Genomic DNA, 12,573 nt, shown 5'->3' with positions numbered 1-12,573 from the left:
CTGCCCGGGCCGCCACCGGGCCTTCGGTGCGGGCGCGCGCCGAAGGCCCGGTGCCGGGGCGGATCCCGGGGGCCGATCCTGGGTGCGTCCATTACCACACCAACCCCATGCGGCCGGTAGTCGACGGGTCGTTGGGGCTGCTGGTCCGTATTCTTCGGATCATGGCCGCACCCGCATATGCACTCATCGCCACTGACCTGGACGGAACGCTGCTGCGCAGCGACGACACCGTCTCGGACCGGACCCGCGCAGCCCTGGCCGCAGCCACCGCCGCAGGGGCCCGGCACATCGTGGTGACGGGCCGCCCCGCACCGCGGGTGAAGCCGCTCCTCGACGACCTGGGGGAGGGTGGGCTCGCGGTGTGCGCGCAGGGCGCGCAGTTGTACGACGCGGCGCACGACCGGCTCCTGTGGTCCCTCACCCTCGACCGCGAACTCGCCGAGCAGGCGATCGGGAAGATCGAGGCGGAGGTCGGGCAGCTGTACGCGGCCGTCGACCAGGACGGCGTGGAGGGCCTCACCCTCATCGAGCCCGGCTACCTGATGCCGCACCCCACGCTCCCCGCCGTCCGGGTGCACCGCCGCGCGGAACTGTGGGCGCAGCCGATCAGCAAGGTGCTGCTGCGTCACCCCACCCTGGACGACGACGAGTTGGCGGCGGTCGCCCGGGCGGCGGTCGGCCCGCTGGCCACCGTCACGATGTCGGGCCCCGGCACCGTCGAGCTTCAGCCACGCGGCGTGACCAAGGCGACGGGCCTGGAACTGGCCGCGGACCGCCTCGGCGCCGGCCCCACCGACACGATCGCCTTCGGCGACATGCCGAACGACGTGCCGATGTTCGGGTGGGCGGCGCACGGGGTGGCGATGGCGAACGCACATCCGGAGCTGAAGGCGCTCGCCGATGAGGTGACGTCGTCGAACGAGGAGGATGGGGTGGCGGTGGTGCTGGAGCGGGTGTTCGGGGGCTGATCGGGTGCGTGGGCGAGTGCGGGCCGGCGGGGCCTCTCGCGCGGTTCCCTGCGCCCCTGAAAGGCCTGCGCCGGCGCGCAGCCGTCAAGAGGCAGGGCCCGCTACCCCGCCGTCCGCGGAATCCTCTCCTCCCACGTCCGATGAAAGACCACCTCACCCCCGTCCCGGCACACCACCTCACTGGACGTCACGAACTCCCGCTCCGTGCAGGAGATTTCGGAGCGGGTCTCGACCGTCGCGTCCCACGCCAGCTCCGGCCGGTGCAGGCGGATCGACCAGTCGGAGCGGGTGCGGGCCGACAGGGGGTCGGTCTCGTCGATGACGTACGTCTCCAGGGCGTCCTCGGTGAACTCCAGGCCGTCCGGGTACACCCGCGTCCCGCCGTAACGCGGGTCGACCTCCAGTTTCCACTCGCCCTTGGCGACGTCCCGTACGACGAGGCGCTCGGGGCGCTCCTCCTCCAGGGAGGCGGGGTACACGACTCCCAGGGGTTCCGACTGTTCCGGTGTGCCGAACGTGATGACCGGGCCCAAATTGCCACTGCGCGCCGGGAGTTCGAGGATGCTGCCGACCGGGGCGAGGGTGAATCCGGCCTCCGAGCCGGGCTGCGGCCAGATCCACGGCCAGTACGCGGACGACACGGCGAGGCGGATCCGGTGGCCGGCGGGGAAGGCGTGGCCGATGCCGTTCAGCTCGAAGGTGACGTCCTCCGAAGTGCCGGGCACCCAGGGCACGTTGGCCGCCCGGCCGTGCCGCGAGGAGAGGTTCAGGACGCCCCGGGTGACCAGGGTGGACGAGCCGTCCGGCGCCACGTCGCACAGCCGCGCCACGACCTGGCCGCGCGGCACCCCGCAGGTGAGCCGGAGCGTCACCTTGGGGCGGCCCAGCACCCGTACCTCCTCCGGCACTTCGAACTCGAAGCACGCCGACTTCGCGTCCTCGTCCCGCTGGTCCGGCGGCAGGTCGCCGTCGTTGCCGAACGGGAAGAAGCGGCCCGCGTCCAGGCCCGTGTGCTGGGGGGAGCGCACGACCACCGGGGCGCCCTGGAGGGCGTAGGTGACGGGCGTGACGTTCGGGGACGGCCAGGACGGGTCGCCGACCCAGCGGCCCGGCAGCTCCTCGTAGACCGTGGCCGGCGGGTGCGCGTCGCTGATCCAGGAGCGGAGCTTGGGCTCCGCCATGACGCCCGTGTCCTCGCCCTTGAGCCAGTGGTCCCACCAGCGCAGCGTCTCCTGGAGGAAGCCGATCGCCGGACCGGGCGGCAGGCAGCGGTCCGGGTACTGGTGCGACCAGGGGCCGATGATGCCCCGCATCTGTGCGTCCGGGAGGTGTTCGGCCAGCCTCAGCACCGTGTCCCGGTACGGGTCGTGCCAGCCGCCCACCGCGAGTACGCCCGCGGTGATCGCCGAGTAGTCCTCGCAGACGCTGCCGTGCCGCCAGTAGTCGTCGCGGGTCTGGTGCTTCAGCCAGGTGTGGATGAACGGGTCGACGGCCTCCAGGCGCCGCGTCCACATCTCCTTCCAGCGGTCGCCGACGAACTGCGGGTCCGGCGGGCGGGAGACGAACGCCAGCATCGTCGCCGCCCACGCGTGCATGTCCACCGCGAGGACGGAACCTCCCATGTAGTGCACGTCGTTGTCATAGCGGTCGTCCGTCGAGCAGACCGTGACGATCGCCTTGAGCGGCTCGGGCGCGAGGGCCGCGATCTGGAGGGAGTTGAAACCGCCCCAGGAGATGCCGAACATGCCGACCTTGCCGGACGACCAGGGCTGCGCGGCGAGCCAGTTCACCACCTCCACCCCGTCGGCGAGCTCCTGCGCGTCGTACTCGTCGCCGGGCAGGCCCTCGGAGTTGCCGTGCCCGCGCACGTCGACGCGGACGGAGGCGTAGCCGTGGCCCGCGTACCAGGGGTGGCGCTGCCAGTCGCGCGGCGCCGTCCAGTCGGAGAGCCGGTACGGGAGGTACTCGAGGAGCACGGGGACGGGTTCGTCCGTCACCGGGCGCCAGACGCGGGCGAAGAGCGTCGTCCCGTCCGGGAGGGGTACGCGGATGTCCTCGCGCGTGGTCCCGTAGGGGAACTCGGTCCGGATCTTGGGAGTCGTCGTCATGGAGGTACCTCAGTGAACGGGGTGCATGGTGCGGCGCAGCCACGGCGCCAGGGCGATCACGGCGACACCGACGGCGACGGCGATCGCGCCGTTGACGCCGAAGTACGCGGGGTTGGAGACCTCGCCGTAGAGCTTCACGGTCTGCGCCTGGATGCCGTTCGCGAGGGCGAGCGACAGGAACCACAGCGACATGGTCTGGCTGGCGAAGGCCTTCGGGGCGAGCTTGGTCGTCGCCGACATGCCCGAGGTCTCCACGAGGATGTCGCCGAGCCCGAGCAGCAGGTACGAGCCGACGATCCACCAGACGGCCATCTTGTACGTGTCGTCGCTGTGCCCGGACGTGGGCAGGACCATCAGCAGGAACGACAGACCGCCCAGGATCACGCCGATCGCGATCTTGTTGGAGGCGTGCGGCTGGCGCGGGCCCATCCGCGCCCACAGCGCGGCGACGACGGGGGCGAGCGCGACCTCGAAGGCGCCGAGCGCGGAGGCGTACCAGCCGGCCGGGAAGTGGAAACCGAAGATGGTCGTCTCGGCGTTCGTCGAGGCCAGCAGGATCATGGTCGAGTAGGCCTGGAAGAGGATGAAGTTGAAGGCGACGGACGCGATGAACAGGACCAGGTAGGGGCGCAGCCGGCCGCGCTCGTCGGCCGTCACGCGCGGGCTGCGGAACATCACCGCGAAGTAGACGACCGGCGCGATCACCGAGATGACGGTGAGGCAGTCGACGAACCGGTCCATCGTCAGCCAGCCGACCGCGGCCAGGAGCACGGCGAGCGCCACCACCACGACCGCGCCCACGATCATCAGCCGCACCGCCCGGCGCAGCCCCTCCGGCGGCAGCGCGTACTCGGCGGAGTGCTTGCGTCCGGCCAGGTGACGCCGCCCGGCGACGTACTGGATGAGGCCGAACGTCATGCCGATCGCGGCCGCGGAGAAGCCCCAGTGCCAGCCCTTGTGGTCGCCGAGCCACGCGGTGATCAGCGGGCCGGCGAACGCGCCGATGTTGATGCCCATGTAGTAGAGCGCGAAGCCGGCGTCGCGGCGCTCGTCGTCGGTGCGGTAGAGCTTGCCGACCATGGAGGCCACGTTCGGCTTGAGGAGGCCCGTGCCCGCGCTGATGAGTCCCAGACCCACCCACGTCATCGTCGCCGTCGGCACGGCCATCGAGTAGTGGCCGCAGGCGATCAGGATGCCGCCCCACAGGACCGCGCGGTACGAGCCGAGGATCCGGTCGGCGAGCCAGCCGCCGGCCACGGAGACCAGATAGACCAGCGTGCCGTACGCGGCGGAGACCGACGCGGCCGTGCCGGGGTCCATGCCCATGCCGCCGTGTGCGACGGTGTCGGCGAAGTACAGGACGAGAATGGCCTGCATGCCGAGGAACGAGAAGCGTTCCCAGACCTCCAGACCGGAGAGCGTCAGCAGGCCACGGGGCTGCCCGAAGAAGGCCGTGTCGTCTCCCGGCGGCGGCTGGGCCCCCGGATCCGTGTCGGTCGCGGTACGGGACAAAGTGCGTACTCCCGGTCGTATCGGCTGATCAAGAACATACCGGGGGTGTCCGGGAGCCGCCCGGTCTGGGGTGTCCGGGCAGGCGCCCCCTGTGATCGAAACGCGACCGGATACGCTGACTTGAGTGATGGCAGCGACACATCGACAAACCGTGTCATCGACCGAATGATCGACCGAGTTCGCCATGTGATCGTCAGCAGACAGGAGACCCACTCGTGACCGTCGTCGGGACTTTCGGTCTTAGCGTGCGGGACCAGGCTCTCGAAGCCGATGTCCAGGCCGGATTGGCGGCCGTCGAGGAGGGACTGCTCGAAGCCACGAAGAGCGAGGTTCCCTTCATCACGGAGGCCGCCCAGCACTTGGTGCGGGCCGGTGGCAAGCGCTTCAGGCCGCTTCTCGTGACGCTCGCCGCGCAGTTCGGCGATCCGTACGCGCCGGGCATCGTGCCCTCCGCCGTCGTCGTCGAGCTCACCCACCTCGCGACGCTGTACCACGACGACGTGATGGACGAGGCGGACGTGCGCCGCGGGGTGCCGAGCGCCAACCAGCGCTGGGGCAACTCCGTCGCCGTCCTCACCGGCGACTTCCTCTTCGCCCGCGCCTCGCACATCCTCGCCGACCTCGGCCCGGACGCGGTGCGCATCCAGGCGGAGGCGTTCGAGCGCCTGGTCACCGGCCAGATCCTGGAGACGGCGGGCCCGGCCGACGGCCGCGACCCCGTCGACCACTACCTCGACGTGCTCAGCGGCAAGACCGGCTCGCTCATCGCCGTGGCCTGCCGGTTCGGCGCCATGATGTCCGGCGCCGATGAGACCGTCGTCGACGTCCTGACCCAGTACGGGGAGCGGCTCGGCGTCGCCTTCCAGCTGGCCGACGACGTCCTCGACATCGCCTCCGACTCGCACGAGTCCGGCAAGACCCCGGGCACCGACCTGCGCGAGGGCATCCCCACGCTGCCGGTGCTGCGGCTGCGCGAGCGCGCGGCACGGCTCGGGCTGCCGGAGGACCAGGCGCTCGTGGAGCTCCTCGACTCCGACCTCGCGGACGACGCGCGGCTCGCCGAGGCGATCTCCCGGCTGCGCGCCCACCCGGCTCTGGAGCAGGCCCGCCGCGACACGGTCCGCTACGCCGAGGAGGCGCGTGCCGCCCTGTCCCCGCTCCAGGAGTGCGAGGCGAAGGCGGCACTGGTGGAGCTGTGCGACGCGGTGGTCCACCGGGCCGGCTGACGCCGTTCAAGCCCCTCCGGCGGTTGAGGAGCGGGGTCCGGGGCGGCGCCCCGTGACCCCGGCCCCGATGGGCCGCGACGCTCAGTACCCGCCGGACCCGCTGGACGGAGAACCGGCGGACCCGGAACCGGCGGCCTTGCCCCCGGAGGGCGTCGCCGCGAACCACGTCCCGTCGACCCCCTGCCCGTACGCCTCCCGGGGCTCGTCGTCCTTGGCGTACCGGTACAGCGGCCACCCGGCGAGGGTGAGCTGGGTGGAGCCGTCCGTGCGCTTCACGGTCGACACGAGGTTCCGGTCGACGCCCTTGACCGTGATGTCGCCGGAGGTCTTCGCGGGTGGCCAGAGCTTGGCGCAGGCGTCGTAGCACGTCACTTTCGTGGGCTTGGCCGCGTCCGCGTCGAACCGGTACAGGACGTAGCCGTCCCGGTCGGTGACGACGGTGCCGGAGACCTTCTCGGCCCGGGCGGCGACGAGCGTGGCGCCGCCGCTCGCCCCGCCTCCGGCCTTCTTGCCGCTGTCGCCGCCGTTGTCGCCGCAGCCGGCGAGCGTGAGCGCGACCACCGCGAGACCGGCCGCGGTGAAACCACTGAGATACCTGATGGCGAGCATGGCGACCCCCTAGTCCGTGCCTGCTGCTGCCACCCTCAGGTACGGATTCCGGGGCCGTTTTCCACGGACGGCCCAACGGTGTGACGCAGCTCACATCATTGGATTGAGTCCAGGATCGGATCGGTTCCGTACTGCAGCCCGGAAGCCGGCGCAGGGGGCGCCGGCTCGTGCAGGGGGAGAACTGAACATGGGCACACGCATGCGCATCCGCACCCGGGTCATCGCCTGCGGCGTCGTCGCGGCGGCCGCCACCGCCGCCGCGCTGACCGTCCCGCCGGCCCTGGCGGCCCAGCGCCACCACGGTGGTGAGGGCGGCGACGGCGGCCGGGGGACCGTCCTCGCCGCGAGCCTGAACGGCGCCAACGAGGTCCCCGTCCAGGGCGGTCCGGCGGTCGGCGACCAGGACGGCGCGGCCCTGGAGTTCGTGAAGGTCGCGGGGGACAAGGTGTCCGTCGCCGTGAAGTGGCGGGGCACCGGCCGGCCGACCATGCTCCACATCCACGAGGGCGCCAAGGGCACGAACGGCGGCGTGAAGATCGACTTCGGCTCGCTCCTCAAGGACACGAACCTCAAGGACATCAGGCACCACAGCAGCCTCACGGGGACCGTCACCGTCAAGGACAGCGCCCTGCTGGGCCGGCTGAAGGCCGATCCGGGTGCGTTCTACGCCAATCTGCACACGGCCGAGTTCCCCGGTGGAGCCGTCCGCGGCCAGCTCCACCGGGTGACGACACCGTTCGGCTTCGGGGACGCGCTCGACAGCTTCCAGGCGTCCGTCGTGCGCGGCCGGCAGATCTACGAGTGCAAGAAGGACCCGGCCACCGGCGCGTTCGCCTTCGCGCAACGGGACGTCAGGGCCGTGCTCGGCGGGCGGATCGCGCACTCCTTCACCGCGCCGGACTCCGGTACGCCGCAGTGGGTCGCGCCCGACCGCAGCGCCGTCACCGGAGCCGTCATCGGCAAGATGCCGAACGGTGACGGGAACATCCCCGAGCTGGACCTGAAGGCGACGCAGTCCGGCAAGCGGCACGGCCTGCTGGCCGGCACCGCGGAGATCCTCCGCCTCAACACCGTGGGCGGCGTGGCCCCTTCCGGCAGCTGTGCCGCGGGCGACCTCGCGGCCGTGCCCTATCGGGCGGACTACGTGTTCGTGCAGCGCTGACCGAGCGGACGACCGGCGGCGTCTCCCCTACGGGTCGGGGGAGGCGCCGCCGCCGTGTGTCATCCCGTAGGAGTACGCGGAGTTGATCCCGGGGTCTGACGCTTCCGCATGGCCGGTTTGGTCAGATTGGGTACACCACTCCTTACCAATTCGGGTGAGAATGGCGGCTCGGGGTGGACGCATTTCATGAGCAGGGACGAGTGCACAGGACGGTAAGCCGCCGCCGATCACGGAGGTAGGGCAACAGACATGGCACCGTACGAATCCGAAGACAGCCAGAGCCAGGGCACCGGACGCCGGAAGGCGGTCCGGTACGCGGTCCCGGTGGCCGTGGTGGGGGTGGCCGCGGCGACGATCGGGCTCGTCCCGGCACTCGCCGACTCCGGCGACCCGGACCTCCCGAAGGTCACGGCCCAGGAACTCATCGAGAAGATCGCCACATCGGACACCGAGCAGCTGTCCGGCACCGTGAAGATCCACACGGATCTGGGTCTGCCCTCGCTGGGCGGCGCCGCCGTCGGCGGCTTCACCGGTGGGGGCGGCGGCGGGGAGAAGGGCGACGGATCGTCCGCCGACCCCAGGACGAAGCTGACCGAGCTCGCCACCGGGGAGCACACGCTGCGCGTCGCGGCGGACGGCCCCGACCGGCAGAAGCTGTCGGTCCTGGACGACGCCGCCGAGTACAGCGTGATCCACAACGGCGCCGACGTGTGGGCCTACGACAGCGCGTCGAACGAGGCGTACCACGCGAAGGACACCCGGGCGGCCGGTGACCGGGCGGGGAAGAAGACCCCCGAGCAGCTGCCCGCCACGCCCAAGCAGCTCACGGACGAGATCCTCAAGGCGTCCGCCGACACCACGTCGATCACCGTCGACGGCACGGCGCAGGTGGCGGGCCGGGACGCGTACCGGCTGCAGATCAAGCCCAAGCAGTCGGGGTCGACGGTCGGTGCGATCACGGTGTCCGTGGACGCGAAGACCGGTACGCCGCTGAAGTTCACGCTGACCCCGGCGAGCGGCGGCGCCGCCGTCGTCGACGCGGGCTTCACCAGCGTCGACTTCGGCAAGCCGGCCGCGTCCACCTTCGACTTCAAGCCGTCGAAGGGCACGAAGGTCACCGAGGCCGACGAGCTGCGCACGCAGGACCGCGAGAAGGCCGTGCCGCAGGGCGCCGACCAGCTCGACGGGCTGAACGTGATCGGCGAGGGCTGGACCTCGATCGCCGAGCTGAAGCTGCCGAAGGAAGCGGGCGGCATGGCGTCCGGCGCCGCGTCCGGCGAGCTGCCGGCCGACGCGCAGAAGTTCCTGAGCTCCCTGGGCGACCAGGTGAAGGGCGACTTCGGCACGGGCACGGTGTACTCGACCCGGCTGGTGAACGTACTGATCACCCAGGACGGGAAGGCGTACGCCGGAGCGGTCACCAAGGACGCCCTGGTGAAGGCGGCCGACGCGGGCTGAGGCCGGGCCGGCACGGTCGAAGGGTGAGGGGGCGGTGCGCACCGCCCCCTCGTCCGTTGGTGAAACCCTGTAGCTAATCCGTACTGGGGAAATCCGTACTGGGGAGGGGCATGGCGACGGTCATCGAGACCAGAGAGCTCACCAAGCGGTACCGCGGCGGCCAGCTCGCGGTGGACCGGCTCAGTCTCACCGTCCCCGAGGGGGCGGTCTTCGGCTTCCTCGGGCCGAACGGGTCGGGCAAGACGACCACCATCCGCATGCTGATGGGCCTGATCGAGCCGACGTCGGGCGCCGCCGAGGTCCTCGGCCGCCCGATGCCCCGGGCGACGCGCGCCGTACTGCCGCAGGTCGGCGCGCTCATCGAGGGGCCGGCCCTGTACGGGTTCCTGTCCGGCCGCGACAACCTGCTGCGCTACGACTCGGCGGATCCCACCGCCGACCCGCGCACCCGCAAGGCGCGGGTCGACGGGGCGCTGGAGCGGGTGGGCCTGCGGGCCGCCGCGGGCAAGAAGGCGAAGGCGTACTCGCTCGGCATGAAGCAGCGCCTCGGTCTCGCCGCTGCCCTGCTCCAGCCGCGCCGGCTGCTCGTCCTGGACGAGCCGACGAACGGCCTGGACCCGCAGGGCATGCGCGAGATCAGGACCCTCGTACGGGAGTTGGCGGACGACGGGACCACCGTCTTCCTCTCCTCGCACCTCCTCGACGAGATCGAGCAGGTGTGCTCGCACGCGGCGGTGATGGCGCAGGGCCGGCTGATCACCCAGGGGCCCGTCGCCGAACTCGCCGCGGGGGCACGGGGAAAGCTCGTCGTGACCACACCGGACATCATCGACGCCGGCCGCGTCCTGAAGGAGTGCGGCATCACGGTCCTGACGACGGACGGCGACCGGATCACGGCCGAACCACCGCCCCCCGACATGGACTTGGCGGCTCTGAACGCGGCACTGGTCACCGTGGGCGTGCGGGTGCGTGGCTTCGGCGTGGAGCGGGCCTCCCTGGAGGACGCGTTCGTCGCCCTGACGGGAGAAGGATTCGATGTCGCAGGCTGAAGCGCTCGCCGCGCCCCGGGTGAAGGCGGTGTGGACCCTCGGGCTGCTGCGCAGCGAGCTGTCCACCACGTTCCGCCGCTGGCGCACCCTCGCCCTGCTCGCGGTCCTGACCGGCGTACCGATCCTGATCGGCGTGGCGGTGAAGATCGAGACGAGCGACGGCTCGACGATCGGCGGGGGAGGGCCGGACGGCGGCGGGCCCGCCTTCATCGCGCAGATCACGAACAACGGCCTGTTCCTCGTCTTCACCTCGCTCGCCGCGACGCTCCCGTTCTTCCTGCCGATGGCCGTCGGCGTCATCGCGGGCGACGCGGTGGCGGGCGAGGCGAACGCGGGCACGCTCCGCTATCTGCTGGTCGCCCCGGCGGGCCGCACCCGGCTGCTGCTCACCAAGTACGCGACGACGATGACGTTCTGCGTCGTCGCGACCCTGGTCGTCGCCGTCTCGGCGCTGGTCACGGGGGCCGTCCTCTTCCCGCTCGGTGACGTGGTCACCATCTCCGGTACGCGGATCGGCTTCGCCGAAGGGCTGTGGCGGGCCTTCCTCATCGCGCTCGTGGTCGCGGCGTCCCTGATCGGCATCGCCGCGCTCGGCCTGTTCGTCTCGACGCTCACCAACAGCGGCATCGCGGCGATGGCCACCACGGTCGGCCTGCTCATCACGGTCCAGATCCTCGACCAGATCCCCCAACTGCACGCCGTCCAGCCGTACTTCTTCTCGCACCACTGGCTGTCCTTCGCCGACCTGATGCGCGAACCGGTCTACTGGGACGACCTCACGAAGAACCTCCAGTTGCAGGCGCTGTACGCGGCGGTGTTCGGCTCGGCGGCCTGGGCCCGCTTCACGGCCAAGGACATCACGGCGTAACTACGCGGCGTCCTCGGTCTCGTACGCGAACCGGGCGAGCGGCGCATCCTGCGCGAAGAACGTCTTGGCGCGGGTCAGCGCCGTCTCGTCCGTGAGCACGTCGCCCGGCTTGCTGCCGTTGCCGAGGAGCACGCCGCCGAACCGCATGCCCATGTAGGCGGCGGAGTTGTGCAGCGTGCCGACCAGCGGGTCGGCGACCACGAACTCCTCGTGCGCCAGCGCGGTGACGCCCCACAGGGTGCGCCCGGCCAGCGTCTCCTTGAAGTCGACGCCGGGGGTGCGCAGCCAGCCCGACCAGTAGTCCAGGTAGCGCTTGGTGGGGGCGGAGACGGAGTACCAGTACAGCGGCGAGGCGATGACGATGTCGGTCGCCTCCAGCGTGGCGTCCAGCAGCAGCGCCACATCGTCTCCCTGCGGGCGGACGTGGTCGCTGTCGTGCCGCAGGTCCGTGAACTCGGGGAGCGGGTGCTCCGCGAGGTCGATCCACCGTTGCCCCACGTCGGCCGGCAGCTGTTCGGCCGCCTTGCGGGCGAGGATCTCCGTGTTGCCGTCGGGGCGGCTGCTGCCGAGTACGAAGAGGAAGTCGCGGCGGGTGGGCATGGGTCCCCCAGGGGTGCGGTACGGGTATGTACTTGCGCGTGCAGTATATGCACGCGCAAGTACTTGGGGGAAGGGTGTCCGGGGTTGGGGGGCGACCAGCCCCCACCGGGCCGGCGGCCGAAGTCGGTAGCCCCCGCCGACCCGCCGACCCGCGGACGCGCTATTGCGCAGCCAGCCCCCACAAGGCGTACGCGATCGCGTCCGCGTTGCGGTCCAGGGCCGTCGTGTTCACGTTCGACGTGGTGTCGCACGACGAGTGGTAGCAGGGATCGAACCGCTTGCCCGCCGTCCCGCCCCACTTCTGCGCCTGCGCCGCCGTCTTCGTGTAGTCCGCGCCGCTGAACAGCCCGCCGACCGGTATCCCCGCGCTCTTGAACGGGGCGTGGTCGGAGCGGCCGTCGCCCTCGGTCTCGATCTCCGTGGGGATGCCGAGCCCCGTGTAGTACTCCTGGAAGATCTTCTCCAGCGCGGGATCGTCGTCGTACACGAAGTAGCCGGGGTTCGGCGAGCCGATCATGTCGAAGTTCAGATAGGCGTCGATCTTCGAACGGTCGCCGGTGGCGAGGGAGTTGACGTAGTTGCGGGAGCCGACCATGCCCAGCTCCTCGGCGCCCCACCAGGCGAACCGCAGGTGCTTCGCGGGTTTGAGCTGCGCGCGCGAGACGGCGAGCGCGTTCTCCAGGATCGCGGCGGAGCCGGAACCGTTGTCGTTGATGCCGGGGCCCGCGGTGACGCTGTCGAGGTGGGCGCCGGCCATGACGACCTGGTTCTCGTCGCCGCCCGGCCAGTCGGCGATCAGGTTGTAGCCGGTGCGGCCGCCGGAGGTGAACTGCCGCACGGAGGTGGTGAATCCGGCCGCGTCCAGCTTGGCCTTCACATAGTCGAGGGAGGCCTTGTAGCCGGGCCGGCCGTGGGCGCGGTTGCCGCCGTTGGCCGTGGCGATGGACTGGAACTGGGCGAGGTGCGCGGTCACGTTGGCCACCGGTATGTCGGGCGCGGCGGCAGCGGCGACG

General features: G+C 71.3%; 11 protein-coding genes. 6 read left to right on the top strand and 5 right to left on the bottom strand.

The genetic code is table 11. The features are described from left to right. The first annotated feature begins 161 nt into the window (after window positions 1-161). On the top strand, window positions 162-968 hold the full coding sequence (locus M4J07_RS22765) for an HAD family hydrolase (RefSeq protein WP_255974830.1): 807 nt from the start codon (window positions 162-164) through the stop codon (window positions 966-968). A gap of 101 nt (window positions 969-1,069) precedes the next feature. On the opposite strand, the gene M4J07_RS22760 is transcribed toward M4J07_RS22765, so the two are convergent. Together M4J07_RS22760 and M4J07_RS22755 are read right to left on the bottom strand one after the other, a co-directional pair. Beyond that, window positions 1,070-3,076, bottom strand: a complete 2,007-nt coding sequence (locus tag M4J07_RS22760; protein WP_255974828.1) for a CocE/NonD family hydrolase — start codon at window positions 3,074-3,076, stop codon at window positions 1,070-1,072. A gap of 9 nt (window positions 3,077-3,085) precedes the next feature. Further along, window positions 3,086-4,588 (bottom strand): peptide MFS transporter, encoded by a 1,503-nt coding sequence (locus M4J07_RS22755; RefSeq protein ID WP_255974826.1) that lies wholly within the window; start codon window positions 4,586-4,588, stop codon window positions 3,086-3,088. Window positions 4,589-4,803: 215 nt separating this feature from the next. On the opposite strand from M4J07_RS22755, the gene M4J07_RS22750 reads away from it, so the two are divergent. Further along, complete coding sequence (locus tag M4J07_RS22750; protein ID WP_255974824.1) at window positions 4,804-5,814, top strand: polyprenyl synthetase family protein; 1,011 nt, start codon at window positions 4,804-4,806, stop codon at window positions 5,812-5,814. An 81-nt stretch (window positions 5,815-5,895) separates the two neighbouring features. Here M4J07_RS22750 and M4J07_RS22745 read toward each other — a convergent pair whose 3' ends face one another. Next, window positions 5,896-6,423, bottom strand: coding sequence for a COG4315 family predicted lipoprotein (locus M4J07_RS22745; protein WP_255974823.1), 528 nt, complete (start codon window positions 6,421-6,423; stop codon window positions 5,896-5,898). A 187-nt stretch (window positions 6,424-6,610) separates the two neighbouring features. Between M4J07_RS22745 and M4J07_RS22740 the strand changes: the two genes are divergently transcribed. The 4 genes from M4J07_RS22740 (at window position 6,611) to M4J07_RS22725 (ending at window position 10,960) form a co-directional block, all read left to right on the top strand. Next, entirely contained in the window at window positions 6,611-7,585 is a 975-nt protein-coding gene (locus M4J07_RS22740) for a CHRD domain-containing protein (protein WP_255974821.1), read from the top strand. A gap of 249 nt (window positions 7,586-7,834) precedes the next feature. Then, the gene (locus tag M4J07_RS22735; protein WP_255974820.1) at window positions 7,835-9,043 is read left to right on the top strand and encodes a LolA family protein; all 1,209 of its coding nucleotides are present in this window, start codon (window positions 7,835-7,837) and stop codon (window positions 9,041-9,043) included. 110 nt (window positions 9,044-9,153) lie between these two features. Next, entirely contained in the window at window positions 9,154-10,092 is a 939-nt protein-coding gene (locus tag M4J07_RS22730; RefSeq protein ID WP_255974818.1) for an ABC transporter ATP-binding protein, read from the top strand. Then, on the top strand, window positions 10,079-10,960 hold the full coding sequence (locus tag M4J07_RS22725; protein WP_255974817.1) for an ABC transporter permease: 882 nt from the start codon (window positions 10,079-10,081) through the stop codon (window positions 10,958-10,960). Before M4J07_RS22730 ends, M4J07_RS22725 begins: the two co-directional genes overlap by 14 nt. Here the strand turns inward: M4J07_RS22725 and M4J07_RS22720 are convergent, their stop codons facing one another. Together M4J07_RS22720 and M4J07_RS22715 are read right to left on the bottom strand one after the other, a co-directional pair. After that, a complete protein-coding gene (locus M4J07_RS22720; protein ID WP_255974815.1) occupies window positions 10,961-11,560 on the bottom strand; it encodes a flavodoxin family protein in 600 nt (199 codons plus the stop codon). It abuts the gene before it with no gap. Window positions 11,561-11,720: 160 nt separating this feature from the next. Then, window positions 11,721-12,573, bottom strand: an 853-nt coding sequence (locus tag M4J07_RS22715; RefSeq protein WP_255974814.1) for a M28 family metallopeptidase, incomplete at its 5' end; no start/stop codon positions are given.

It is taken from the genome of Streptomyces longispororuber, assembly GCF_024448165.1.
Lineage (GTDB): Bacteria > Actinomycetota > Actinomycetes > Streptomycetales > Streptomycetaceae > Streptomyces > Streptomyces longispororuber_A.
This window is presented reverse-complemented; position numbering and strand designations above follow the sequence as displayed.

What these genes read in the sequence shown, in the direction of transcription:
- M4J07_RS22765 (WP_255974830.1), top strand. Translation starts at nt 162, where the DNA reads ATGGCCGCACCCGCATATGCACTCATCGCCACTGACCTGGACGGAACG.
- M4J07_RS22760 (WP_255974828.1), bottom strand. Translation starts at nt 3,076, where the DNA reads ATGACGACGACTCCCAAGATCCGGACCGAGTTCCCCTACGGGACCACG.
- M4J07_RS22745 (WP_255974823.1), bottom strand. Translation starts at nt 6,423, where the DNA reads ATGCTCGCCATCAGGTATCTCAGTGGTTTCACCGCGGCCGGTCTCGCG.
- M4J07_RS22740 (WP_255974821.1), top strand. Translation starts at nt 6,611, where the DNA reads ATGGGCACACGCATGCGCATCCGCACCCGGGTCATCGCCTGCGGCGTC.
- M4J07_RS22735 (WP_255974820.1), top strand. Translation starts at nt 7,835, where the DNA reads ATGGCACCGTACGAATCCGAAGACAGCCAGAGCCAGGGCACCGGACGC.
- M4J07_RS22730 (WP_255974818.1), top strand. Translation starts at nt 9,154, where the DNA reads ATGGCGACGGTCATCGAGACCAGAGAGCTCACCAAGCGGTACCGCGGC.
- M4J07_RS22725 (WP_255974817.1), top strand. Translation starts at nt 10,079, where the DNA reads ATGTCGCAGGCTGAAGCGCTCGCCGCGCCCCGGGTGAAGGCGGTGTGG.
- M4J07_RS22720 (WP_255974815.1), bottom strand. Translation starts at nt 11,560, where the DNA reads ATGCCCACCCGCCGCGACTTCCTCTTCGTACTCGGCAGCAGCCGCCCC.